This window comes from Marinomonas mediterranea MMB-1 (assembly GCF_000192865.1).
Classification (GTDB): domain Bacteria; phylum Pseudomonadota; class Gammaproteobacteria; order Pseudomonadales; family Marinomonadaceae; genus Marinomonas; species Marinomonas mediterranea.
The window spans coordinates 398,469-422,725 of sequence record NC_015276.1 but is presented as its reverse complement, the minus strand read 5'-3'; the positions used below and the strand labels follow the sequence as shown (position 1 = coordinate 422,725).

The 24,257-nt window shown below is 45.1% G+C and carries 24 protein-coding genes; 7 read left to right on the top strand and 17 right to left on the bottom strand.

Annotation, left to right across the window (positions count from 1 at the left end):
* Window positions 1–123: 123 nt before the first annotated feature.
* The 11 genes from MARME_RS02055 to MARME_RS02000 form a co-directional block, all read right to left on the bottom strand.
* The gene (locus MARME_RS02055; protein ID WP_013659612.1) at window positions 124–672 is read right to left on the bottom strand and encodes a cysteine hydrolase family protein; all 549 of its coding nucleotides are present in this window, start codon (window positions 670–672) and stop codon (window positions 124–126) included.
* A 208-nt stretch (window positions 673–880) separates the two neighbouring features.
* On the bottom strand, window positions 881–1,225 hold the full coding sequence (locus tag MARME_RS02050) for a carboxypeptidase-like regulatory domain-containing protein (protein ID WP_041647732.1): 345 nt from the start codon (window positions 1,223–1,225) through the stop codon (window positions 881–883).
* Between the two features lie 956 nt (window positions 1,226–2,181).
* Window positions 2,182–2,628: a hypothetical protein gene (locus MARME_RS02040; RefSeq protein ID WP_013659609.1), complete on the bottom strand. Its 447-nt coding sequence runs from the start codon at window positions 2,626–2,628 to the stop codon at window positions 2,182–2,184.
* Between the two features lie 385 nt (window positions 2,629–3,013).
* Window positions 3,014–4,780, bottom strand: coding sequence for a lysophospholipid acyltransferase family protein (locus MARME_RS02035; RefSeq protein ID WP_013659608.1), 1,767 nt, complete (start codon window positions 4,778–4,780; stop codon window positions 3,014–3,016).
* 10 nt (window positions 4,781–4,790) lie between these two features.
* Entirely contained in the window at window positions 4,791–5,255 is a 465-nt protein-coding gene (locus tag MARME_RS02030; protein WP_013659607.1) for a hypothetical protein, read from the bottom strand.
* Window positions 5,256–5,281: 26 nt separating this feature from the next.
* Window positions 5,282–5,722, bottom strand: coding sequence for a YHS domain-containing (seleno)protein (locus MARME_RS02025; RefSeq protein WP_013659606.1), 441 nt, complete (start codon window positions 5,720–5,722; stop codon window positions 5,282–5,284).
* A gap of 151 nt (window positions 5,723–5,873) precedes the next feature.
* Complete coding sequence (locus MARME_RS02020; protein WP_013659605.1) at window positions 5,874–6,605, bottom strand: NRDE family protein; 732 nt, start codon at window positions 6,603–6,605, stop codon at window positions 5,874–5,876.
* On the bottom strand, window positions 6,605–7,216 hold the full coding sequence (locus MARME_RS02015) for a hypothetical protein (protein ID WP_013659604.1): 612 nt from the start codon (window positions 7,214–7,216) through the stop codon (window positions 6,605–6,607). Before MARME_RS02015 ends, MARME_RS02020 begins: the two co-directional genes overlap by 1 nt.
* Before the next feature lie 15 nt (window positions 7,217–7,231).
* Window positions 7,232–8,347 (bottom strand): hypothetical protein, encoded by a 1,116-nt coding sequence (locus tag MARME_RS02010; RefSeq protein WP_013659603.1) that lies wholly within the window; start codon window positions 8,345–8,347, stop codon window positions 7,232–7,234.
* 44 nt (window positions 8,348–8,391) lie between these two features.
* Window positions 8,392–8,973, bottom strand: a complete 582-nt coding sequence (locus MARME_RS02005; protein WP_013659602.1) for a DedA family protein — start codon at window positions 8,971–8,973, stop codon at window positions 8,392–8,394.
* A gap of 324 nt (window positions 8,974–9,297) precedes the next feature.
* Window positions 9,298–10,263: a helix-turn-helix domain-containing protein gene (locus tag MARME_RS02000; RefSeq protein WP_013659601.1), complete on the bottom strand. Its 966-nt coding sequence runs from the start codon at window positions 10,261–10,263 to the stop codon at window positions 9,298–9,300.
* Window positions 10,264–10,579: 316 nt separating this feature from the next.
* On the opposite strand from MARME_RS02000, the gene MARME_RS01995 reads away from it, so the two are divergent.
* From MARME_RS01995 to MARME_RS01980, 5 genes are all read left to right on the top strand, one after another.
* Window positions 10,580–11,923 carry an ammonium transporter gene (locus tag MARME_RS01995; protein WP_013659600.1) on the top strand — a complete coding sequence of 448 codons (1,344 nt, stop codon included), beginning with the start codon at window positions 10,580–10,582 and terminating at the stop codon, window positions 11,921–11,923.
* A 5-nt stretch (window positions 11,924–11,928) separates the two neighbouring features.
* Window positions 11,929–12,093: a hypothetical protein gene (locus MARME_RS22230; RefSeq protein WP_013659599.1), complete on the top strand. Its 165-nt coding sequence runs from the start codon at window positions 11,929–11,931 to the stop codon at window positions 12,091–12,093.
* A gap of 206 nt (window positions 12,094–12,299) precedes the next feature.
* A complete protein-coding gene (locus MARME_RS01990; RefSeq protein ID WP_013659598.1) occupies window positions 12,300–13,709 on the top strand; it encodes an ethanolamine ammonia-lyase subunit EutB in 1,410 nt (469 codons plus the stop codon).
* Window positions 13,710–13,723: 14 nt separating this feature from the next.
* Complete coding sequence (eutC, locus tag MARME_RS01985; protein WP_013659597.1) at window positions 13,724–14,638, top strand: ethanolamine ammonia-lyase subunit EutC; 915 nt, start codon at window positions 13,724–13,726, stop codon at window positions 14,636–14,638.
* Window positions 14,639–14,728: 90 nt separating this feature from the next.
* A complete protein-coding gene (locus tag MARME_RS01980; RefSeq protein WP_013659596.1) occupies window positions 14,729–15,406 on the top strand; it encodes a hypothetical protein in 678 nt (225 codons plus the stop codon).
* A 39-nt stretch (window positions 15,407–15,445) separates the two neighbouring features.
* On the opposite strand, the gene MARME_RS01975 is transcribed toward MARME_RS01980, so the two are convergent.
* A complete protein-coding gene (locus MARME_RS01975) occupies window positions 15,446–15,961 on the bottom strand; it encodes a hypothetical protein (RefSeq protein WP_013659595.1) in 516 nt (171 codons plus the stop codon).
* A 204-nt stretch (window positions 15,962–16,165) separates the two neighbouring features.
* Here MARME_RS01975 and MARME_RS01970 point away from each other — a divergent pair, with 204 nt between their 5' ends.
* The gene (locus MARME_RS01970) at window positions 16,166–17,254 is read left to right on the top strand and encodes a helix-turn-helix domain-containing protein (RefSeq protein ID WP_013659594.1); all 1,089 of its coding nucleotides are present in this window, start codon (window positions 16,166–16,168) and stop codon (window positions 17,252–17,254) included.
* 170 nt (window positions 17,255–17,424) lie between these two features.
* A complete protein-coding gene (locus tag MARME_RS01965) occupies window positions 17,425–19,536 on the top strand; it encodes a TonB-dependent receptor (RefSeq protein WP_013659593.1) in 2,112 nt (703 codons plus the stop codon).
* 65 nt (window positions 19,537–19,601) lie between these two features.
* Here the strand turns inward: MARME_RS01965 and MARME_RS01960 are convergent, their stop codons facing one another.
* Genes MARME_RS01960 through MARME_RS01940 form a run of 5 tightly spaced genes read right to left on the bottom strand, consistent with a single transcriptional unit; the run spans window position 19,602 to window position 24,202 of the window.
* On the bottom strand, window positions 19,602–20,375 hold the full coding sequence (locus MARME_RS01960; RefSeq protein WP_013659592.1) for an IucA/IucC family C-terminal-domain containing protein: 774 nt from the start codon (window positions 20,373–20,375) through the stop codon (window positions 19,602–19,604).
* Complete coding sequence (locus MARME_RS01955; protein WP_013659591.1) at window positions 20,372–21,214, bottom strand: ABC transporter ATP-binding protein; 843 nt, start codon at window positions 21,212–21,214, stop codon at window positions 20,372–20,374. The genes MARME_RS01960 and MARME_RS01955 overlap by 4 nt, the downstream gene beginning before the upstream one ends.
* 15 nt (window positions 21,215–21,229) lie before the next feature.
* Window positions 21,230–22,261, bottom strand: coding sequence for a FecCD family ABC transporter permease (locus MARME_RS01950; protein WP_013659590.1), 1,032 nt, complete (start codon window positions 22,259–22,261; stop codon window positions 21,230–21,232).
* Window positions 22,254–23,249 carry a FecCD family ABC transporter permease gene (locus MARME_RS01945; RefSeq protein WP_223295002.1) on the bottom strand — a complete coding sequence of 332 codons (996 nt, stop codon included), beginning with the start codon at window positions 23,247–23,249 and terminating at the stop codon, window positions 22,254–22,256. The genes MARME_RS01950 and MARME_RS01945 overlap by 8 nt, the downstream gene beginning before the upstream one ends.
* 17 nt (window positions 23,250–23,266) lie before the next feature.
* Complete coding sequence (locus tag MARME_RS01940) at window positions 23,267–24,202, bottom strand: ABC transporter substrate-binding protein (RefSeq protein ID WP_013659588.1); 936 nt, start codon at window positions 24,200–24,202, stop codon at window positions 23,267–23,269.
* Window positions 24,203–24,257 lie beyond the last annotated feature (55 nt).

Genomic DNA, 24,257 nt, shown 5'->3' with positions numbered 1-24,257 from the left:
AAGGCCTCGCATTGTTTACGCATCCCAGAGTTACTTATGATTAAAACCTAACAAACTTGTTAAATGCCACATTAGAGACAGCTTCTTAGGAGATGTCTTCATATTAAATTTCAAAATCCACTTTTAGGCTATTACCTTCTCAACTAATTGCTCACGACTTGTGACCGTTGCATATTCTCCGTGTAGATTTGCAAGAGACATCGCATGCACCTCATCAGCACTGCGTGCTAAGCCAAAATAGTCTGGTTTAGCAAAGGTAAAACAAGCATCGTCTACCACGTACACGGTATAGCCAAGGCTGCCGCCCGTTCTTGCGGTCGATTCCACTGAGTTGTTCGTTGCCACGCCAACCAAAACGATCTCATTAACACCAAGCTTTTTCAGTTCATCATCCAAGCTATTGTTAATAAACGCACAAGGAACCGATTTTTCAATGGTTGTCTCCCCTTCTAATGGCAGAAATGCTTCCTTGAATTCGAATCCTTCTTGATCTGGCCAAAACACAGATTCTCTTTGTTTAGATCGATGTTTTACATGAAAGATCGGCCAGCTTTTCTGACGCCATAGAGACAACAAACTCGAAATTTCAGTTTCAGCAGTTGGATTGTTTCTCACGCCTAATTTGGGATGATCAATTCCCTTTTGCTGATCGATTAAAATTAATGCATGCACGTTACTTATTCCATAGTAAATCCAACAATTAAGGGGCTTACAGCAAAGCCGCCACAGTAATAAACGCCTGTTGAATTGTCGTGTCTTATACAGGACGCACTTATTATCGAATTTAGGAGCAACTTACTCATCCTTGAGTAGGTTATTTGAGATTAATGAGTTAGAAATTTGGCGTCAATAAAGTTATGGGGGGCCTGTATAGATTTCATTATTTCTTTTTAAGCTCCACAACTTTCGGTGTATTTTCGAAGCCTTCTATTTCGTACTCATAAGGCTCGTAACCTGAAGCAGTGACCCTAACCTCAGCCCATATTCTGATTGCGGAAAATGGGATTGGCGTCCATACCCGCATGCGACTTACTTTGAAATTACCTTCATTGTCTGTCGTCAACGATTTAGTTTTATTGTCTAACGTCTTATGAGTAACTTCGATATTCGCTACCACGGGAACACCGTTACTGTCTCGCACCACCCCTTCGACTTCGGGACTAATTGAAATAACTGCACACCCAGAAAGAGACAGCAGTAATAAGATTATAAATAGTCGATTCATGATGTATAACGTCCAGCACAGCGGAAAGTGGCTCCGATACCGCCCCTTGTTATTGTTAAGAGCCGACTGTGAATACATTATAATGATATTTGACTGGCTCATTGTCTTACCCCCAGTCTTTAATTAATAACGAGCTATCCAAATACATTGGTAACTCATAGTCAGTTTTTAGGTTTTTGGGAATAACCCTAAATTTTATTCTTGATTCAAAGTACAAATAGCAATCTACACACTGTTCTACCGCCACAATCTCAACCTTTAACCCCACTGGGAAATTCGTTCGCGACTTTACAAATCTGTTGGCAGCTCCCGGAGGTAAAGAATACTGGGGCCTGTACAGTATGATCTTCTTCTGTCCATCCATGAAAAATAACGTCTTCGTTTGACGTAAGCGCCAATCCGACCGATTCAGAGTATGGTGTGATATTACTTACATCCTCAAAACTAACAGTGCCGCAACCTGTAACAGTAGCCATCGTAATTATGAATATTAAACGAAGCACGATACGCATTAAGGCCCCTAAGCGCCCAAAGCCGCGACAGTGACGCGGTCCAGCCCGAAGGGCGATGCAGCCTTAGCTTGTTACACCGTTTGTATTGCCCATAAATATGCCAGCCCTAGAGAAATAACACTAATTAGCGACACTTTAAGTAATTGCGTCCTGCGCTTTACCGCAACGTAAGCTATTAACCCTAAGTTGCCAACTACGAGATACGGTATCACAATCCCAAATAATATGGCATTGGGAAAAGCCCGATTAACGCCGCTGTAAACGAAAGAATTACCGTAAGTGCAAGAGCTAAGGGCAATAACCAAATTTTCTCGATAGTTTTATTCATTCTCAATTAGACACCTAACGTTCATCTAAACTGCCGTAACGGATTTGGTTGTTTTGCATTAACGTAGCGAACAAACACAAAACGGGAAACGCAGTGAAGGTCGGTTTGAGCCGATTTTATACGTGCTCGACAGCACAATAGGCCTCTTTACCAACTTTTAAAATTGCGTATAAAGAAACAGCACAAAAACCAGTTAAAAGCGTTGCTTCCACTCCAAGAACACTACCTATAAAGGCCGATATTATTGCGACTATAGACTTAGTTCCTTTTTCGCCTTCCAGCATTAACTGCTTACGCAACTTCAAATATTTTTCATCATCCGTACATATTATTGTACAAATCTCACTCTTAACAGCCTCCCAGTATTTTTTGGGGGGTCTAGACTCTAGCTCATTTTTTGTGCGCTCAATTGCTCTCGCTTTATCTTCCGAGCTCGCTAAAGGACTAGCCATGCCTTCTCGGTACAATAGAGATGCTGCCGTCTCGATATCATCAAAGAAAACAAATAAGGCAGGAACCATATATTGCAATTCCGATTTGTCAATTTTCTCAATCCAGTCCATTATGTCCTCCGTGTTCACTTACGTATAACATTTTATTTATAGGCATACCCAACCACACAGACATGATTTCGACCTAAACTCTAACACTTTGATGTAAATGAAATTTTAGCTTCTCAGAAAAACTGCATAATGTCGATGGTCATGCACCTACGTATTTTTAGATACAGCATTATTTCACCACCCGTTCACTTACATTCGATACTAATACACTTTAAAAGGTGCGTGATAGAGGTAACGAAAAAGTGAATTTCGTTCACCTCGAAATGGTTTGTTATGTTTGAGGTAGAGCAAAGTAGACTGGAAATATGGCTTAGAGGATGGCCAGTTTTGAGCGAGTCAATGACCCCTAACCCTCCCCTTAAGTAAGGGGAGCGAAGAAAATCGTTTAAACGTCCTGTCCGTGTTGCAGTAGGTAGGTTTTGGCTTCTTCTCGTCCCATGTATTTGCCGAGGGTTTTCAGAGGAACATTACGTAGGTCGACGACAATGAGGCCATCGAGTGTGTCGTTAAAGTCTGGATCGAGGTTAAAACAGACGAGTTTACCGTTCATTTTAAGGTACTGACGCAGTAAAACAGGAAGGCCTTTGCCATCTTCCATTCGGCTTAATAAGTTGGACAGTAAGCTGGTATCGGCTAAGCACGATAGTAGATGCGGCTGCCAAAATGTATTGCCTGCTTTTTTAAACGGAACGGAGGGCGAAACCAATTCCGCTTTGTGTTCGTCATAGCAATGCAACGACAATGCTTCCATCATCAGTTGGCGTGCCATTGGGCTGTAATCGTTGCTTATGCTCACTGGGCCAAACAAGTTGGTGTATTTTGGGTGCTTTGATGCAAACGCGGCGATCCCTTTCCAAAGTAGGAGCAGGGAGTTTAAGTTACGCTGATACTTTTGCGTCACGACAGAACGCCCCATTTCAATGGAGGTGTCTAACGTCTCTAAAAACTCTGGCCCGTATTGAAATAAGCTTTTGGAGTACAAGCCGTCGATCCCGTTGTTCTCCAGCAATTCATCCACCAGCCCCATTCGATACGCGCCGACCAGTTCTCGCTCTTTACGCTGCCAGACAAAGAGTTGTCGATAGTAGTGGTCGTATTCATCAATGTCGCATGCGTTTCCGCTGCCTTCGCCAACCGCTCTGAAGTTCTCTTCCCGAACGCGACCAATTTCTTGCATCATATTGGGAATATCACGCGTGTGAACGCAATACACGTCGAAATCCCCTTGCTTCAATAAACAACTGTCGTCGCTTAATGCGTCGATTTCTGATTCCAGTACATCGGGCGATATCGGCGAGATAACAGGGTCTAAGTGTTGCGACACAGGTTTAGTTTGCGCAGCACTCTGTGGGCTCATTAAGTAGGTGTTCAGGCGTAGATACTTGACCAGTTCTTTGTTGTCTTCAAAACGCCCTGTTTCAGAATACGGTAATGGGTTGCCGATTAAGATCTGAATGTTCGAAGAATGTTTGTTCAATAGCTCGCGTCCTAACATGGCCGTTCGCAATAAGGGATGTATTTTTCCTGCGTTATAAAACAAGGCGCTGTTTTTCCCATCGATGTACATAGGAACCGTTACTGCGCCGCTTCGTTTGATAAACTTGGCGACGCTTTGGCTCCATTCCACATCGGCTAACATGTTTGCGTTCTTTCCTGTTTCGGGGTCACGATACGTAGAGACTTCTCCGGCGGGGAAAACAACCAGCACTCCGCCGTCACTCAAATGTTTGTGTGCATCTCGAACGGCTTTGGCGTTGGTGCGAGCGGACGATTTGCCTTCGAATACATCCACACCAATAAACAGATCTGATATCTCTGGCAAACGCTTTAACAACTGATTCGCCAACACCTTCACGTCTTGCCTTACTTCGCCAATTAAGTCCGCGAGAATCACGCCCTCAACTGCGCCCAAAGGATGATTGGCCACAATAAGAACGGGCCCCTCTTTGGGGATATTCTCAATGCTTCCGGCGCCAACACGGTAATCCACGTTAAGCACCTTTAGGGTGTGTCGCATGAACTCGAAGCTGGACAGGTTTTGTGGACGTTTTTGATATAAACGATCCAGTTTAGCTAAGCCTGTCATCCATTCTAGAAAGGATTCACCCAAGCCAAATGGCGTGATACGAGGAAGACGAAAAGGACTTTGCATTCTAAATGCCTCACATTTTTTCAGCGGTGTTCAGTGGCAGAATAGTAGACAGTGTACCTTCAGAAGATGTCAGGTCTTTGACAGTCAAATAAAGCGCGCTTAACCAAACTAGGCAGGCCATTCCGAACAGCAAACCGCCGTCGTATCCGACAATGTCACCTTGATCATTAAACGCTGGCATTTCTATCCCTAGCGGTGTGAATAAGTGAAAGAAGATCGCGCCCGACATCACACCAACACTCATGAGGGCGCCAAAGCCATGCAACCGACTAAACAGCACGATGGCGGCAATCAATTCAGCTGTGCCCACCATATACGCGCCATAATCTGCAAACCAGCCAAAGCCCGACCAATCGCCTAACGTACTAAAAATATAGTGGGTTTCATAAGACCCCGTAAATTTGAAGAAAAGCGATTGAATAAACACAAACGCAATGAAGGCAGACAGCGCATATTTGATATGTTTCGGTTTCATTTTAGAGTCTCTAACACCAATTCGATTTATTTTGCGATGAGCGTTGGCCAGTTTTTATCGCCTTGAGCAATGTGACCCGGAATGTCCTGACTCCATTTATCTTTGATATTTTGGTTGTAATTTAGATAGAGTTTGCCATCTACTATAGACCAATGTTCTGGATCGCCTTTTGCAAAATCGTTTTTAGCAGAGACGGCCCACGCACAATAACCGCCGTACTGTGGCGCGTATTTGTCGGGGTCTTGTTTGAATAGGTCCAAGTTCGCTTGCGATGCGAAGTACCAGTTCGCACCTTTGAATTCGGTCTTATAATCCGAGCTTCCTTTAACGGGTTTACCTTGGGTAAAGTACGCGACGGTGTCGTAACCGCCCACGGCTTTGCTACTGAAATAGCCTGTGTAAATTTCGCTTTGGGCAAAGCCCAATGTGCTCATCATTAGCATCAGAGCGGCAAACATTGCTTTCATAACGTTCTCCAATTTTTCTAATAAGGGTATTCTTTATACTCTTAGATCTAAGGTCTAAGGTCTAAGGTCTAAGGTCTAAGGTCTATTCAAAAAGCACTAAGCGCTTGGCGAGTACTACGCTCGTTTAAAAACGCGCATTGAACCAACGCCTTTAACAAACCAAGCTCGTATATCGCGTTAACATCACGCTGTTTTGCTCAACGGCTGCTTTGGATAAATGTGTGCACGGCGACCCTGCGACGTAGCTCATCAATTGCTCTTTAGCGCTCACTCGCACATAGGTGAAACTCACACTTTTTGCATCGCCCCTGTGCATACACACTGAACGGTGTGGCACTGAGGCATGATGATGGCGGTGAAAATCAATTAAAGAGTCAAAGTCGGGGGATTCGATTTTCTCATAGACAGAACGTCGGTAAGCACTCACTTCAACGAGGTCAACTCCTGAAGAGAAGTGCGGAGACTGCATTTTTTCGACCGATACTGACTCACCATCCCAACAGAAGCCCGTTACTTGCGTTTGGCCGTACACGAACACCAACAGGGTAAAAGGTGCGAAGCTTTCCATTGCAAAGGCTTTGAACCGCGCCGCCACTTGTTCGATTCCGGTCGAACTGGATAGCATTTTGAGCAAGTGCCCTCGAGAAGTCAGTTCGCCTTCTGGCACTTTGCCTTGATAGTTGTTGAGCAAACACAGTGACAACCCGGCTTCATTGGTACTGATCCAACTGCCGTGCCCGACGGGGTCAATGGGCATGAGTACATCAACGCCTTTTAGTGTTACTTGCTCTGGTGGTAACGCGGCAGCGCGTGTTTTTTGCTCATCGCGATTGAAGAAGATCTCATAGCCGTTTTTATGAGTTAGCCAAGTGACTGAGCACATTATGATTCTCCTCGCAGATAGGTCGCGGTGGCGGGTGCAATGCCGAACAACGCATTTGCCTCTACGCTCGACAGACTCAAGGCGACTTTTATCATGGCATAATGATGGTTTGCATGCAGAGAGGCAAAGGTAATTTCACGCCCTAACGTGGAACTCGTTTTACTTGAGACCAGACGCGAGACGGAGACTTCGTTAATAACGCAAATTGCTTGATTTAACTGCGCGCTGTTAAGTGATAACAACCACGCTTGCATGGCTTTCAACTCTTGCTTTGCCACTTTTATGGAGGTTTCCACGTCGTGCCCTCGGCGGCGTAGGTTGTAATCCACTGTGATTTTTTCGGCGCAGTTTTCTCTCGCTTGCGCTTTGCTTTTTGCGTTACTCCTTTCCTCCTCGCGATTAACACCACTGGCAACTGCATGAAATACGTCTAGGAGGTGACGATAATGAGCGCCGATGCTGCTCATCATATGCGGCTTGGCAATATGTACGTACTGATCTTGCGACAGGGAGTTCAGGCAATCTAGCCCTTGCTGAAGGACTTCTAACCCGCCTTCTATGGCGGCCATTTCCTCGTTGTCTGTCATGCTATTTATTGAGATTACAGTCATCTTTTTTTCTCTGCCCTAATCCGTGGATGGGTAGTGGCTAACTAGGTTCTTTTCCGCTCGCCACGCTTTTAGGAGCGTTTTCAACTTAGGCGTTTTGAAACCACGCTTTTTATTCAACAAACCAATTTCAAACAAAATTCGATACTGCTTAAGCAGCGTTGCAAAGATGTGTTTGAGCGGCGTGCTTGAATCCCAGATGTGGGTCGCTTCGCTGCTGGCGCCGTTCATTTCGAGAATGCTGAAGCCTTCGCCTTGCATCAGTTTTTGAATGTTTTCAAACTTGACGTCCAAGCGGCCGTAATAGTAGCCGTCGACGTCTTTTAGAATGTCGTCGAGCTTGTCAGTCAACGCTTGTGATATGTACTGATTGCCGTCTCGAAAGATGGAACCTCGACTGTGACTACCTGCAAACGCTAAGCGCACCTCTTCGTTTTCGGCGGGGACGGAATCCAACCGATCAATGTGTCTTGGAAAGTACAGGTGACTTAACTGGCTCGCTCTTGGGCAATGCTCTATAAGCGCTTTTAAGGTTCGCTTACCATCGCCGACAACACTTGGCGCATACTTCAAGGTAATCGAAATAATCTTACCTTTGGATTCACCGGGGTAACGTACATAAAAGACGCCTGCTTCGGCTTCGTAAGGTGCTTTTCGTTGCAACAGAAAGCGCGCGCCTTGTGGAAAATCTTCAATGTAGTGTTCGAGCTGCTGCAACGTCCCAATGAGTTTCACGCCAACGCCCCGACAGCCTAGATCGGGTTTTGCGACGATCGGAAACTCAATGCCGGCTGTTTCCATTTTCTCTAATGCGTTCTCAACCTGTGTGTCTAAGGATGCTTCTGTTTTCGTTAGCGCTATAAAAGGCTCTATCCACTCTTTGGCATAAGACCCAGCAAGATCTAAGATGGCTTCTTTTGATTCCCCTACCATGCCACTGAGTTCAATCGATGGGTTGGCAACCAAGGGTAAGCAAATATCCCCATACCGAATCCCTTGTGCCAAACATTGGACAATGACAGGGGTATAGAAAAACCATGTGGGCATAAACTCATAGGGAGAGACGCTCCGCTTGGGACAAATCTCCAATTTCGGCATCCCTGCATTGACTCGATGCGGTTCGATAAACTGCATATTCCTTATGGGTACTGATGTTGATGTCATAGTCATAACTGAAGTCACACATACCTACGCTTGAGCGTTTTCGAGAGAATGAGGTTAACGAGTAGCAACACGGACAGCGCGACAACGGGCATAAGCCATTTCACGCCGTCATAGGTCTCGGTAGCGGCGATACCGACCGAATAAAGCAATGTAAAAATCAGCACACTCCAAATGCTAGTCGCGACCAAGGCGGCTGAGAAGAAGAGCCAAGGAGACAACGCCATAAACCCACTCAAGGTAAAACCTATGGTTCTTAAGCCTGGGATAAATCGAATCAGAAACAGATTAAGGAATGGGCGCTTGGTGAGCATTTTTCGAGTGAGCTTAAAATAGCGACTGGTCAAGGTTTTGTATCTCAACCCTCTGAGGCGGCGACCATATCGACCTAATACATAGAGCGCCAAATCGCCAGTGACGATGCCTATAAAGATCGCCATCAAGGCGACGGGGATATTGACCAGACCTTGGGTAGCTAAGGTGGCGGCGCATACAATCGCCACGTCTTCGAGTACATACGTTAAGAGCAACAGCCCAACGAACACGAAGCCAACAGAATCCGCATGCGCGACCAACCAAGCTTGCCATTCGACTAACATGGCGAACCTCGGTAATACGCTTGATTTGTTGATGCTATAAATGACATGTACGCTGACGCCTCATCCACATTAGAAGGTAAGGATTACCTTTTAAACTGTAGGTTAGACGCGGCTATATGGTGAGCTATTACACTCTTTTTTAGATTTATTTTTTAAACTTAATCGCGAAGCGCAGTACTTAGATGCACTAATGGAAGGCTCGGAGGGGTAAATTTAAACGATCAGCACGCGAAATAGGACAACCAAACACACTCAAACAAAAGACTCAACGAAGCGGAGAAACAGCTAAACACACTAGAGCAAGAGCGCCTCAAGAGCACGAACCTAGAGGCTGGAGCTGGCCTGATCCAGTGTCTGTGACGGTTTTTCGCCAAAGAGGTTTCGATAGTCTTTCGCAAATTGGCTGAGATGCCAAAATCCCCATGTTGCCGCGACGTCTGAAACGGTGGTGTCTATATCACTTTTGATGAGATTTCGACGCGCTCCGTTTAGGCGAGAAATACGCAGATACTGAATTGGACTAATGCCGATGATGCTTTCGAAACTGTATTGCAAAGTTCGACGGCTGACGTTGGCCACCTCACATAAATCGGTCACCGTCAGCGGCACATCAGGATGCGCTTCGATAAAGCGTCGCGCAGTATCGACCACTTCTTTGCGTCGATGAAACGTTTGTGTACTGGCGGGTTGTGGGGTTTCTTCTTTCAAGACTTCCAACAGTGCCATCATTAAAACATCGTACGACATTCTATTGGCTTTTGTGTGTGTACTCATGTCCAGCATGCGTTGAAGGACGACGCGAACATCACGCAACGTTTGCTCAGGTAACGCTAATCGCCCATGTTGCATAAGTTCTTTCCAGTTTAGCTCCACGCCATGTATCGCTGCGGTTTTCATGAGCGACTCTAGCTGCACAACCATGCCATAGAGATTGTAGTCTTCCGGTGTGGTGAGCTGGAACTCGTAATCTCCAGGGCGACACATAATGGTATTTGGGTGAATGCTTAACCCGTTAATTCGACTGGCTTCTTGATTTTCTACGGGAATACCAAGCCATACAGAGTCAGGCCATACAATGCATTTTTGCTGCAACGCTTGGCTGGTGTATTCCTGAAAAACTTGGAGATCGTCAAACGCAAGCTCTGTGATACTTCCAAAAAAGCTTCCTCGGCTGGTTTGATCGTATTCCTGATTCCAATTTGTCAGGTTCTCCGCATGCAAATCCGCATCAAATGCTTCGGTTCGACGAATTTCGTTGACCTTTTTTGGTGCATTCGTAGATAACAACATGCTGACCGCTCCCCAATTAATATCAAGTTTGTGCAAAACCGACAGTCATAGAAATACTAAATCATTGATTTTAAACGGTTTGTATTTTTGCCATTTTTCGATAACTCGAAACTAAATGACCGTCTTAGTATTAGTTACTGATATGAACCAGCAAAACCTGTGCCGAGGAACTGGCATCAAAACAGACTAAAAATGAAAGCAGACGCTCGTTCGAGCTGACTGCTACAAAGGAACAAAAGGTTAACGCTCAATCAATGTCGCTAACCGATATTAAATATCACGAAAAAGACTAATCAATCTCAAGAGGAACGTCCAAATGAGCACAGAAACGCCAACGCTCGAATCCTTGCAAGCAGCGCTCGATGCGCAGCAAGCAGTATTCGAAATGCATCAATCGATGAATGTCGAAGTATTCTACTGGTGGTGTACTGCCATAATGATTATGATCCACGCCGGTTTCTTGGCGTACGAAATGGGCGCGTCTCGCAGTAAAAATGCGCTGGCAGCCGGGGTGAAAAACGTACTGGCTCTTGCTGTTATTATTCCGACTTTCTACCTATTTGGTTGGTGGATTTACAACGCATTCCCAGGTGGTCTTATTCCAGCTGAAGCGTCCGCTGCACTTCCTTGGTCGCAAAGCATGGGCCCTGATGTTCAAGACATGGGTACAGGTATCTTCTGGGCAGCGTTTGCTCTATTTGGTGCGACAACCGGTTCGATCCTTTCCGGTGCTGTTATCGAGCGTATCCGCGTCAGTGCTTTCTTAATTCTAACCGTTGTTCTTGGTAGCGCGGTGTGGATTCTTGCAGGTGCATGGGGCTGGCATCCAGACGGTTGGTTGTTGACTGAACTTGGTTACCACGACGTAGGCGCATCCGGTGTTGTTCACGCGGTAGCAGGCTTCTTCACGTTGGGTGTACTGATCAACCTTGGCGCTCGTAAAGGTAAGTTCATCAATGGCATAGCTCAAGTGATTCCACCACATAACCTTCCTATGACGCTAATCGGCCTTATGATGATCATCTTCGGTTTCTTCGGATTCCTAGGCGGCTGTATCATCTTTAATGGTGGCGAAACTGGTTGGACTACGATTTACAACAACCCTACTAACCTATCTGCATTCGCGTTCAATACACTAATGGGCTTCGCTGGTGGCGTGATCGGTTGTTACATTGCTAGCCGCGATCCTTTCTGGACAATGTCTGGTGGCCTATGTGGCATCATCTCGGTTGCTGCAGGTCTTGATCTTTACGATCCAGCGCTTGCTTTCATTATTGCGACAAGCATGGGCTTCATTGCCGTTAAAGTTGCAAAAGCACTTGAAAAAGCAGGCATCGACGACGCGGTTGGCGCGGTTACCGTTCACGGTTTTGTTGGCTTCGTTGCGGTTATTCTAGTCGGCGTTTTCGCTGGCGGTACGCCAAACGTAGGTGGCAACCCAGAGATCTCTCTATACGGTCAAACAGTGGCTGCGGTTGTCATGGCAGTAGTTGGTTTCCTACCTGGTTACCTAATCTCTTACGCACTTAAGAAAGCGAACATGCTACGTGTTCCAGACAAAGCGGAAGACCTTGGTATCGACGAAGTTGAGATTTTGGCGAAACCTTACCCAGAAACCGACGTTCCCGCTAAAACTAGCCTAGAAACTCAAGGAGCTTAATAATTATGGGTACTTCTATTACATCATGGGAAAACGTATCAGCTTACTTCACGTTTGCTGATAACCCGCTTGCTCTTGTTCTATTCAGCATTGGCGCAGCGGCCATTGTAGCTGGCTTGATCTCATCGATCAAAAAGCACGAAGACAACGCGTTCGAAGAGTACAAGTAAATAGTACTCGCTCTCTCCCACCTCCCTAAGTGGGAGAGAGCTTTTTTACTCGCCTTAACCCATTGATACAACTCAACCTATCACGTTTATTGTCTGCAAATATGTTTATATAACAACGCTTTGACACATAAAATACGAAACGACGTAGACAAAGCATCTGACTTTAACGTAAATATAAATCAAATAGAGCAACCAGAGACTCGGCTATGAGCACACCTTCCTTTCAATTTCGCCATACGGTTGGTGAAAAGACATTCGGTTTTAAAGACCTCAAGGAGCTAATGGCGAAAGCGACGCCAGCGCGTTCTGGAGACCGACTTGCAGGGGTCGCCGCGGACAGCGCCGAAGAACGTGCAATTGCTCAAATGACATTAGCCGATGTTCCGCTGAAACAGTTTCTCGAAGATTTACTCATCCCTTATGAAGACGATGAAATTACACGCCTGATCATTGATGAACATGACAAGGCAGCGTTTGCACCAATCTCGCATTTAACAGTCGGTGGATTTCGCGATTGGCTTCTCAGTGACTTAGCCAGCCCTTCTGTTCTGAAAGGAATTCGCGCAGGCGTGACACCTGAAATGGCGGCGGCGGTCAGTAAAATCATGCGCAATCAAGATTTGATTCTTGTTGCCAAGAAATGCCATGTTACAACGGCGTTTCGCAATACCATTGGCCTGCCAGGTCATCTCTCAACACGACTTCAGCCCAATCACCCGACGGACGATTTAACCGGCATCGCGGCCAGTATGCTAGATGGCCTGCTTTATGCCAATGGTGATGCCGTCATCGGTATAAACCCCGCTACCGACAATGTGGCGCAAGCCTGCCGTCTGATAAAAATGATGGGGGACGTCATTGACCATTACGAGATTCCAACCCAATCTTGTGTCTTAACCCACGTCACCAATACCATCGAAGCCATTGAACAAGGCGCGCCTGTTGATTTAGTGTTTCAATCCATTGGCGGAACGCAAGCGACGAACGACAGCTTTGGTTTTAATTTAAATACCCTCGCCGAAGCCCACGACGCAGCGCTGTCTCTTAACCGAGGAACAGTCGGTAATAACGTCATGTATTTTGAAACAGGTCAGGGCAGCTCATTGTCAGCCAACGCACATCATAACGTTGACCAACAAACCTGCGAAACACGCGCTTATGCCGTTGCGCGCAAGTTCGACCCACTACTGGTTAATACCGTCGTTGGGTTTATTGGGCCAGAATATCTATACGATGGAAAAGAGATCACCCGTGCGGGGCTTGAAGACCATTTCTGCGCCAAGTTATTGGGCGTACCAATGGGGTGTGACGTTTGCTATACCAACCATGCCGATGCCGACCAGAATGACATGGACAACTTGCTTACATTATTAGGCGTTGCGGGTTGTACCTTTATCATGGGGATACCCGGGTCCGATGACATTATGTTGAACTACCAAACCACCTCTTTTCACGATGCCCTGTACGCACGTCGCGCTCTTGGGTTAAAACCTTCGCCTGAATTTGATGAGTGGCTCAAGAAGATTGAAATATTCCGAGATAACGATCATTTTGCCTTGAATCATCAGGTACCGGATGCCTTCCATCAGTCTCTAAATCGTTTGATTGGTTCTTAGTTAGGGTGGTTAAGATGAATACGATGAAAAAGGAGCAGAAAGAAGAGGTGAAACACGAGATGAATAACACAGCAAACCGTTCAACGGACTTCCCTAGCCACCCGACAGAAGAGGCGGTCGTCGAAAACCCATGGGAACGACTTCGCTCTTTTACGGACGCTCGAATTGGCCTTGGTCGTGCTGGTGTCAGTGTCCCGACAAAGCATTTGATGAATTTTCAGCTTGCTCATGCAAAAGCACAAGATGCGGTGCATACACCGCTTAATACCGATGAGCTGATCCAACATTTAAAAACGCAAGACTGGAACCCAAGTGACACGGTTCATAAACTTCACAGCCATGCGAAAGACAGACCAGAATACCTTCAACGTCCTGATTATGGTCGCATGCTGGATGCCGATTCTGTTGATACGCTGACCCATTATCGTCAGGAATCCAACGAAGAATACGATCTCGCTTTCGCCATTGTTGATGGACTTTCAGCGTTCGCCATCGAAGAAAATATCACCCCTTTCTTGAGCACCTTGATTCCTCAACTTACCTCAACGAAACAGCAATCTACGCCTTGGAAAATCGCGCCATTATGTGTCGTTGAGCAAGGTCGTGTTGCAATCGGCGACCACATTGGCGAACTGCTTAACGCAAAATGCGTAGTTGTGCTCGTCGGCGAAAGACCAGGGTTAAGTTCACCCGACAGTATGGGCTTATATCTCACGTGGGCCCCCAAAACCGGTCTCACCGATGCGTATCGAAACTGCATCTCAAATATTCGTATGGCGGGGATGAGCTACGCAGATGCAAGCTATAAAGCAATGTATCTACTTACCGAAGCCCGCGTTATGAAGCTCTCAGGCGTAAACTTAAAAGACCGAACAGGCGATGAGGTTTTGGAACATGACAGTAAAGACAATAATTTCTTGATCTCATAGGCCGATTCAATACCCAGTGGCTATCGAGAGGATTTACAGCAAGGTGTAGGGTTGCTACTCTCACGTTTTTCTCTATATACGGATTCGGTAATGCTAAAGGCCACGTTAGACGACACTTTGTATTTGTTTAAAAAGCACCAAAAAGACTTCTTACTCTTGGCAGTCTTTATGAGCGCGATATATTACCTTATTGAACTCGTATTTTTTGGCGGCATTTCAACCGATGTCGATACATCCCAAGACAGCGTAAACCCGAACTCGTTGCTGTTCCCTATACTGGTTTCGACTGTCGTCGGCTTTTTATTCAGTGCGTTGACCATTTCCTATGTGGCGTCAGTAAGACGCGGAAGTCCCAGTATAAAAAGCAGCTTGCTCATTGGTATGAGTAAGATTTTCCCAATTGTGATGGTCTATATATTGGGTGGTTTAGCCATTGCGTCAGGGCTAATGTTATTGATTGTCCCAGGCATTATTTTAATGGTGCGACTTTCTTTGTCGGCCTACTACGTCGTGTTGAGTAACCTCGATGCAGTGTCTGCGCTAAAAGCCAGTTGGCATAAAACCAAGGAATACTTCACGATTATCTTCTTTGCCTACGTTGCGATGTTTGTCGCAAGTATCGCATTGAGCAGTACGGACTCCTTCCTAATCGAGCAAATGCCCGCATTAAAATACCCACTTCATCTCGTCTATATGATCGTGTCTGAATTAATCACCATCATGATGACGATTTTCATTTATCGCGTATTCAGTTATTCAGAAGATTAATGTGAACATACGATGGGGCAAAGCCCCGTCGTATGTTTCTTAGCACGAAATACGTTCTTCATTGATTCCAAACAAAAACGACAGCGACCACTCTCCCGGATTCAATACAAACCCTTGTGACAAGCTTAGACCTGAAATAATCTCAATATCCCCGTGAGGCTCCCCAGAAACTGAGATGTCATAATCCTCGCTGACAATTTCGTCTCCTTCTTTCAGCCTCTTTATCGCTTTAGGATCATAAACAGCTAAGACTATGGTGTTAGCGTCTTTGATTGAAATCCCTTCGCCATTAAAGTCGCCAGCGGCGATTCTTAACGCACTTCGGTAACACAGGTCATGACTTTCTTTTCGAATCAATTCCCCTTTGCCTGCGATGCCCCTTAAGTACAACAAAGAGCCGACCGTCGGAGAATCAATGAAAACCACGCCTAATGCGTCTTCTGGAATCGAAACGGGCGCTTTAACTGTCGCGGAAGAACATGCCGAGAGGCTGAGCATCGAGACAATGATCATACTTACGGACAATAGTCGGCACCTATTTAGGTTAAATTTCATGTTTTTTCTCCTTACCGTTAATCGTGGCTGATATCTGTGGTTACTCGATACTGGTAGCCGTTGCGGTTCAGCGGCTACCAAGCTGATTTCAATAAGGCTAGAATGGAGCGAAATTAGTGAAAGTGCGTCCTCAATCGTGCTTGAGGACGTTTCAGATCGTGAATTGAGACATGCTACGGCCACGTTTAACACATAGGAAAGGTTATGATCGCTGTACCACTACCATTTGTCGTCGCTTTGCTTCTTTCTATCTTAGCGATGGTGATTTTTTTTAGAAGAGAGAGGGATGAACGCCCTGCTTTTTTGTTTTTGGCGCTGTGTGCATTCACTACAACCGTTGTGGGTCTTCGCTGGACAACGGATCTGACCATATTTAAATTTTTACAACCTATCCTTGCTTCCTTTATACCCGCAACGGCTTGGTATTGCTTTGCGCGAGCGCATCGTAAAACAGGCTTTAGTTATTTACACTTTGCTCCACCAGTAATCCTATTTCTCGCTTCATTGACCTACCCATTTTGGCGACCTCCCATCGATCCGGTTCTAACCACGCTTTACGCTGCGTATGGAATCGCGCTTTTAAGACTGTCTATCATACGCGATAGTATTCCAACGTACGTTCGCTTGAGTGATATTCCTAATGCCATTAAAGCTGAGCGCGGCGCAGGCATCATGCTGCTGATGTCGGCGACAATTGACGGTGCTTTAGCAATCGATTTTGCCTTATTCGGCGGTCAGCATTCCATGTTGATTCTCGCTCTTGGGCACGCTCTAATCTTGCCACTACTCGCCATTTTAGTGGTAAGAATTAGTGTAAGTATTCACTCCGAATCCAGCCTCGATGACGTTGAAGAACTCGCTCCGATAAATAAAAATGCATCCACCACGGGCACATCACTAGAAAAAGCAACAAAAGCGGATGCGAACAATAACGCACTCTCAGAAAGTGAAGCCGATGCTATTGTCGAGAATATTGATCGCTATATGAAAGACAGACAAGTCTATTTAGACCCTGACCTGACACTGGATCGTCTGGCTAGAAAGGTGTGTATTCCTGCACGACAAATTTCCTCAGCCATTAACTTGATACACCAAAGAAACGTATCGCAGGTCATTAATGAATATCGTATCGCCCATGCACAGCACTTACTGACAACGACGGACGATACGATTACCCAGATTTATCTGAACTCAGGCTTTCAAACAAAATCTAACTTCAATCGGGAATTTTCCCGTGTGGCTCAGCAAACACCAAGCGAGTTTAGAAAAGCCTCAAAACATCCTAGTCATTAGAAATAGCACTTCCGTTGTATATTTTTGTCGCCCCGTACTACTCACCTAGTACTACCTGCCTGCTGGGTCAATAATTAATTGGACGGCAATAAAAAATCATTTGACTCAACCTACAAATATGAACGACAATCATTTTCACTAACAACTCCAATACACATCTAGGATTATATATGTATCGCAAGTTATTGCCGCTCGGCTTAGTCATTTCATTACCTCTCTCTATACTTGCAGCAAATATGGCACAAGCCGCTGATGAAACCGAACTAGACACATTGGTTATTCAGTCTAGCCGTATAGATACTAAAGCGGAGAACAGCCCTCAGGTAGTCACGATCATCTCGAAGGAGCAAATCGAAGCACAACTGAGCATCTCGACCGATAGCTCACAAGCACTCGCTAACCTACTGCCAGCCTATGCACCCAATACTCAGAAGTTAAACAATGCAAGTCAGACTTTCCGAGGGCGTTCAATTCTTTACATGATCGACGGAGTTCCACAATCGAACCCGCTTCGTGAAGGCAGCCGATCAGCCCATACTATTGACCTGTCCATGGTAGAACGCATTGAGGTCGTGCATGGTGCTACTGCCATTCATGGACTGGGAGCAACAGGCGGGATCATTAACTTTATCACCAAGTCGACAAACACAGACACGCTTTCCCAGCATGTTGGCATACAAGTTACAACTCCAACAGAAGAAATAGACGGTGATACTCTTTCATATAAAGTGAATTATCAGGCGCAAGGGAGTAAAGGTAATTTAGATTATTTGATCGGACTCACAAAAGAAGAACAAGGTGTTTTTCTAGATGGCAATGGAGATTACGTCGGCTCGGCAACTACTCGTGGCGACATAATGGATTCAAGTAGCTACGATGCCTTTGTTAAATTAGGCTACTGGTTCGATGATGACCAAAACATTGAATTTGAACTAAACCAGTATCAACTTGAGGGAAACATGAACTTCTCTGGTGTATCTGGAGATCGCGACAATGGTGTGGCAACGTCTTCAATCAAGGGAACACCTGAAGGGAAAGCGCCTTTTAACAAAGTCCAAACGACCAGTATTACTTATACAGACAGTGATCTAAACGGTATGACATTGAAGGCTCAAGCTTTCCATCAGGACTTCAAAGGGCGATATGGCGCTACAAAGTCAGGCAGTTTTCAGGATACGAGCATCGCGCCAAGCGGTCAGCTCTATGATCAAAGTCAGAATGAGTCCGAAAAAATCGGAGCAAAATTCAGTCTTTCAAATGATGAGCTGCTTGACGATACCCTTAAGGTAACGGGTGGTTTGGATCTTATGCAGGATACAACTAGCCAAAAGCTTATCCTTACCGATAGGGTCTACGTGCCTGAGACCGTCTATGAAAACTATGCGCCGTTCATCCAGCTAGAATATCAACCTATTGAGCGCTTGGTGTTGCAAGGTGGGATACGCTATGAAACAGCCAAACTTGATATCGATACCTATCAAACCGTCGCTGCGCGTAATGGCGTAACCGTTGATGGCGGATCTCCGGAATTCGATGAGACGGTCTACAACGCAGGAGCGGTATTCAAAATAACCCCTTCAATTAGCCTGTTCGCAAATTATTCTCAAGGATTTGGCATGCCGGATGTAGGTCGTGTTCTTAGAGGGGTCAGTACAACTGGGCAAGATGTCGATACTCTGATCGATTTGTCCCCAATTCTGACTGATAACTACGAAACAGGAGTGCGTTTTAATAACAAAGCGGTGGACTTCGAAATCAGCTACTACGAATCCAAATCGAAATTGGGAAGCCGAATAGTCGAAAACGATGGTTTATACACGGTAAAACGTGAGAAGAAAGAGATCAAAGGCGCGGAAGCATCAGTTGGCATCCAGCTAAACGAGCAGCATAAAGTGTCCACCAGCTATTCCTATATTGAAGGAAAGTCTGACACAGATAACGATGGAAAAGTAGACACGAAACTCACTGGGGCGGACATTCCGCCAAATCGAATTATTGCCTCATGGCAAGCAAATTGGAATGATAAACTCTCCTCTCTCTTGCAAGCAAGCCACGCTCTCGACCGCAGCTTTGACGATGAAGAGCTTGAGTTTGATGGCTACACTTTGTTTGATGCATCCGTAGGCTATAAGCTGCCTGTCGGTCAACTTAATGTCTCCGTGGCAAACTTATTGGACGAGGACTACTTCACGTATTACTCTCAAAGTGCATATAAAAACGATGATTTCTACTTCAAAGGGCGCGGACGTACTGTCACTGTCGCGTACGGTTTAGACTTCTAGTTATTTTCTCAGTCGGGAAGGAAGGTGCGAATAAGTCAATAGCGGCCGTCATTGGCGCTCTTGACTTACGCTAGAGCCTTTTTGGCAGTCTTACATAATGGGCAGTTATTGCAGTATTCTGTAGGATCCGTTGCAAGATAATAGTAACAACAGGTTTTTCGAATTCTCACCGAAGTATCACCCTCTTCTTTTATACTATTTTTGAAATAAAATGGTGCAATTGGATTTCTATCTAGGCCATATATTTCCGAAGAATCAGAACTAAGCAAGTATAAAAAGTCCGATTCCGCTTTTTTCTTTGTTGTTTCATCTAATCCAGAAACGATGACTCTGCGTTCGTAAATACTAAAAACCCTTACCGCAATATTTTCCCATAATATACTCTCGGATACGCCGGTCAACTTACGCAGCTGCCGAACAAGTAAGGTCAAATTTCCCGAAAAAGCCTTTGTCAGCCGCCTCTTTCTCCAACTATCTCGACCTTTTTCAGGCTTACTTATCTGTGTTGTTTTAAGAGGAAACTGAGATTTCCAGAGTCTATTCTCTAGAGGATATTCAAATATACAGTTATTAATCGACACATCTAGCCCTTTATCATAGCGAGACATTCCATATAAAAACGATGCTAAAGTTAGGAAAGCAATTCGCTTCATAACTAAGGATGCGGTGACACGCAGGGTGCTGGCTCCAAGCGCAGGCATAATGGTATTAAGCGTCTTTAGACAGAGTTCATCGTCCAACAGTTTCTGTGTATCAATTGAATCAGAAGAACGCGTTTCAATACCTCTGAGGCCAAGCGTTGAAAGGGCATCCCACTCCCTATCGGTTAAGCTATTCATGCGGTGTGATTCTGCTCAGCTTGCTCATCGACTATAACTCTTCCTTTACCATGAGGGACACACATAGGTGTACCAAATAAAGGGTCCTTAGCGATATGACAACGCATACCAAACACCGCTTCAACCATCCCTGCATTCAATACCTTCTCAGGCGCACCTTGGCAATATACCCCACCATCTTTCAATGCAATAAGCTGATCAGCATAGCGGCAGGCTAAATTCAGATCATGCAGAACCATGACAATGGTGACTTTTTGCTCCCTGTTCAATTCAAACAATAAGTCCAGTATTTCAATTTGATAGGTTAAGTCTAGATACGTTGTCGGTTCGTCTAACAACAGAATTTCAGTATTTTGAGCCAAAGCCATTGCAATCCAAGCTCTTTGACGTTGGCCACCAGATAACACTTCAATAGGCCGATCAGAATAGGCCGTCATATTGGTATCAATTAGCGCTTTACGCACATAATACTCGTCTTCTTTACTCCAATTTTGGAGCCAATTTTGATGGGGATACCTGCCTTGCTTCACCAACTGTTCAACCGTCAGACCTTCTGGCGCAACAGGCCCTTGGGGCAATATTGCCATTTTTCGAGCGACGCCCTTTCCGGGAAGTTGATTGATATTCTGCCCTTCAAGAAAAATCAGCCCCGAGATAGGCTTTAAAAGTCGCGCAAACGATTTTAATAGTGTCGATTTACCACAACCATTACCGCCCACTAATACTGTCACCTTTTGCGATTCGATCGTTAAGTCCAATGAATCGATGACGGTATCAGACGAATCATAAGCCAAAGAGAGCTTCTCACTATTTAATGGCCACGAAGTATTTAACCTCATAACATCTGTCCCCTTTTAGAATCTCTGGCGGTAAAGTAAGTAAATGAAGAATGGCGCCCCAATAGCAGATACAAATACACCCGCAGGGACATCTAAAGGCAGAAATACAGTACGACCAACTAAATCAGCAAGCATGACTAAACATGCTCCCAACAACGCTGAGACGGGAAGCAATAAACCAAAACTACGAAATACAATTCGCCTTGCTATGTGAGGTGCAATGAGCCCAACAAAGCCGATAGCACCGACATATGCGATGGCAGGCGCTGCTAATACGACACTGATTATTAGCATTCCGAGTCTTAAACTCTGCACAGAAATCCCCAAACCTGTCGAAATCTGGTCCCCAAGCTCCTGCGCGTTAATTTGACGGGTAAAAAGCAATAAAAAAGGTAAACTGACACAGACCCAAGGAAGCAGAGCTTGCACATCTTTCCAATTGGCGCCATACACGCTTCCAGTCAACCAAATATACGCTGTGATGCTGGTTGATAACGGACTAGCGGCAATAGCAAACGTTGTAATGGCTCCCATCAACGCTGATATCCCCATCCCAACCAAAATCAGTCTCATGGGCGTAATTCCATTACGCCAAGCTAAGCAATACACTAATAAAACAGCGCTAAATGCACCAAGAATAGAGAAAAATGGTAACCAGAAAATACCGAGCGTTGAACTGAAAAAAGACAGATAAGTAATCGCGGCTGCCGATGCACCTCCGGTTATACCAATAACATCAGGAGACGCCAAAGGGTTACGAATCATAGACTGAAGTAACAAACCAGACGACGCTAAAGCGGCGCCGACGATCGCAGACATAACTACCCTAGGAAAGCGTAATGATTGAGCGATGAACTCTGAAAGAGTGTCACTTCTGGAAAACATGTCAAAGAGGATTTGCCCTATCCCAATAAACTGATTACCTACGCTCAAAGAAATAAGCATGATGGCAAAGACAACCACGATCAGAGCGCACATAACGGCGACAGCAGAAACAGGAATAGCGGCCGAAATTAAACGATTTCGAATAATCCACAGCTTAGACATGACTCTTTCCTTTTCTGGCAAGATAGATAAAGAACGGCACGCCTAAAATAGCGGTGAGGACGCCAATAGGAAGCTCTTCTGGGGCAATAACAAACCTTCCAATAATATCTGCCAGCATCAATAGTATCGCTCCCCATAGAGCACTTAACGGTATAAGCGATCTATGATCGTTACCCGTAAAAGCACGCACCATATGGGGAACAATAAGACCGATAAAACCGATGTTTCCCGCTAACGAAACGGCAATACCAGCCAAACCAATAATCAGTGTACTTAAGAGCGTTTTAATAAGCAGTGTATTTTGCCCAAGACCTTTCGCTATATCATCCCCGGACAGCAAAACATTGATATGAGGGGAGCACAATATGGCTGCAAACATAAAAAGACAGGTATAAGGCAAAACCTGTCCAACAGCATCTAATGAACGTCCGGACACTGAGCCAGCCATCCAAAACAAAACACTATCCAGACCTTCCTGCCCCAAGACTAATATTCCTTGAGTAAAGGCAACAAAAAGAGATGAAATAGCAACGCCAGACAATACAATTTTTACAGGGGACAGGCCATCACGCCCTAAAAAGCCAATGCCATAAACCAATCCTCCCGCCATTGTCGCACCAAAAAACGCGATCCACAGTAAGCTACCAGCGGACAACGTTGCGGAAAAAGAAGAACATAAAACGATAAAAAACACGGCTCCCGCATTAACGCCAAAAATAGAAGGCGCCGCTAACGGGTTGCGCGTTAATGCCTGCATCAATACACCTGAAACCGCGAGCGAGGCGCCGACAAGGCCGGCAACAAATGTTCGAGATAAGCGAGTTGTTTGAATGACGATGTGATCAATAGAATGCGGATCGTAAGCAAGGAAAGAATGCCAGACAGCCTCTAACGGCACCGGATATTGCCCAGAAGCAAGGCTAAGAAAAAAAACAGCAGCTAACGCGGTGAACGCACTAATAAACACCCACTTGGTTTTTGTACTCATACTCGATGAATACATCATTAACTGTCTGAATCTGTAATGATGTCAAAATGGCGATATAGATCATCAAGCATTAGATTGGCGCCAATAATCCCTCCTGAAAGCAACCAAGTCACTCTGTCGACCTCATATACCTTACCGTTTTGAGGAGCTTTTAATGCCTTCCAAAGCGGGTGAGAGCGCCATGCCTTATAATTTTGTCTTACAATCTCATCGTCAGAATGCAAAATAATAAAAAACATATCAGCGTTTGCGCTGGGTAAAGCCTCTTTAGTCTTTAACTTTACTCCCCAGCCTGTTTGACTGGGCAAAGGAAAAGTAAACCCGACCTCATGTAGTACCGAACCAGCAAAGCTTTTTTGCAAATATAAACGCAGGTGGTCAGCACGAATATTCAAAACCGATACACTAATTGGCCATTCAGAGTGGTTTTTCTTCATTACTTCTCTTAATTGGCCTATTCGCTCCTGAAAAGTCGACCAAAGCTCTTTGCCTTTCCTGTCACGACTAATTGCCTTTGCAGTTAGTTCTAGTGAATGCTGAAAGTCATACACATTTTCAGCTAACACAGTCGGAGCAATTTGAGATAATTGAGTATATATTTTTTCATGGCGGGACCTTGTACCAATAATCAGATCCGGCTTTAAAGCAGCAATTGCCTCTAAGTTAGGCTGTGTTTCCAACCCAACATGCGAGACACCTTTTAAAGCTGGGCGCAAATATCGATAAGTCGGTTTTTGGGCCCAAGAATCGACAACCCCTACAGGAGTAACACCTAACGCGACAACCGAATCTGTTGCCCCTTGAAAAAGAGTAACCACTCGCTTTATGTCTTTACTCACAGACGTTACACCCATCGCATGAGTGACCTTCGTCATACCTTCATCACTAGAATAGGCTGAAAAAGCCATTAAAAGCGACGCAAATATGCTGAGGTGTTTTATAAATCGATTCATTGAAGACACCCTCAATTCTCCTTACAAAAGGATAGAAATAAGGGTGATAATAATT

What these genes read in the sequence shown, in the direction of transcription:
- MARME_RS02050 (WP_041647732.1), bottom strand. Translation starts at nt 1,225, where the DNA reads ATGAATCGACTATTTATAATCTTATTACTGCTGTCTCTTTCTGGGTGT.
- MARME_RS02040 (WP_013659609.1), bottom strand. Translation starts at nt 2,628, where the DNA reads ATGGACTGGATTGAGAAAATTGACAAATCGGAATTGCAATATATGGTT.
- MARME_RS02035 (WP_013659608.1), bottom strand. Translation starts at nt 4,780, where the DNA reads ATGCAAAGTCCTTTTCGTCTTCCTCGTATCACGCCATTTGGCTTGGGT.
- MARME_RS02030 (WP_013659607.1), bottom strand. Translation starts at nt 5,255, where the DNA reads ATGAAACCGAAACATATCAAATATGCGCTGTCTGCCTTCATTGCGTTT.
- MARME_RS02025 (WP_013659606.1), bottom strand. Translation starts at nt 5,722, where the DNA reads ATGAAAGCAATGTTTGCCGCTCTGATGCTAATGATGAGCACATTGGGC.
- MARME_RS02020 (WP_013659605.1), bottom strand. Translation starts at nt 6,605, where the DNA reads ATGTGCTCAGTCACTTGGCTAACTCATAAAAACGGCTATGAGATCTTC.
- MARME_RS02015 (WP_013659604.1), bottom strand. Translation starts at nt 7,216, where the DNA reads ATGACTGTAATCTCAATAAATAGCATGACAGACAACGAGGAAATGGCC.
- MARME_RS02010 (WP_013659603.1), bottom strand. Translation starts at nt 8,347, where the DNA reads ATGCAGTTTATCGAACCGCATCGAGTCAATGCAGGGATGCCGAAATTG.
- MARME_RS02005 (WP_013659602.1), bottom strand. Translation starts at nt 8,973, where the DNA reads ATGTTAGTCGAATGGCAAGCTTGGTTGGTCGCGCATGCGGATTCTGTT.
- MARME_RS02000 (WP_013659601.1), bottom strand. Translation starts at nt 10,263, where the DNA reads ATGTTGTTATCTACGAATGCACCAAAAAAGGTCAACGAAATTCGTCGA.
- MARME_RS01995 (WP_013659600.1), top strand. Translation starts at nt 10,580, where the DNA reads ATGAGCACAGAAACGCCAACGCTCGAATCCTTGCAAGCAGCGCTCGAT.
- MARME_RS22230 (WP_013659599.1), top strand. Translation starts at nt 11,929, where the DNA reads ATGGGTACTTCTATTACATCATGGGAAAACGTATCAGCTTACTTCACG.
- MARME_RS01990 (WP_013659598.1), top strand. Translation starts at nt 12,300, where the DNA reads ATGAGCACACCTTCCTTTCAATTTCGCCATACGGTTGGTGAAAAGACA.
- eutC (WP_013659597.1), top strand. Translation starts at nt 13,724, where the DNA reads ATGAATACGATGAAAAAGGAGCAGAAAGAAGAGGTGAAACACGAGATG.
- MARME_RS01980 (WP_013659596.1), top strand. Translation starts at nt 14,729, where the DNA reads ATGCTAAAGGCCACGTTAGACGACACTTTGTATTTGTTTAAAAAGCAC.
- MARME_RS01975 (WP_013659595.1), bottom strand. Translation starts at nt 15,961, where the DNA reads ATGAAATTTAACCTAAATAGGTGCCGACTATTGTCCGTAAGTATGATC.
- MARME_RS01970 (WP_013659594.1), top strand. Translation starts at nt 16,166, where the DNA reads ATGATCGCTGTACCACTACCATTTGTCGTCGCTTTGCTTCTTTCTATC.
- MARME_RS01965 (WP_013659593.1), top strand. Translation starts at nt 17,425, where the DNA reads ATGTATCGCAAGTTATTGCCGCTCGGCTTAGTCATTTCATTACCTCTC.
- MARME_RS01960 (WP_013659592.1), bottom strand. Translation starts at nt 20,375, where the DNA reads ATGAATAGCTTAACCGATAGGGAGTGGGATGCCCTTTCAACGCTTGGC.
- MARME_RS01955 (WP_013659591.1), bottom strand. Translation starts at nt 21,214, where the DNA reads ATGAGGTTAAATACTTCGTGGCCATTAAATAGTGAGAAGCTCTCTTTG.
- MARME_RS01950 (WP_013659590.1), bottom strand. Translation starts at nt 22,261, where the DNA reads ATGTCTAAGCTGTGGATTATTCGAAATCGTTTAATTTCGGCCGCTATT.
- MARME_RS01945 (WP_223295002.1), bottom strand. Translation starts at nt 23,249, where the DNA reads ATGAGTACAAAAACCAAGTGGGTGTTTATTAGTGCGTTCACCGCGTTA.
- MARME_RS01940 (WP_013659588.1), bottom strand. Translation starts at nt 24,202, where the DNA reads ATGAATCGATTTATAAAACACCTCAGCATATTTGCGTCGCTTTTAATG.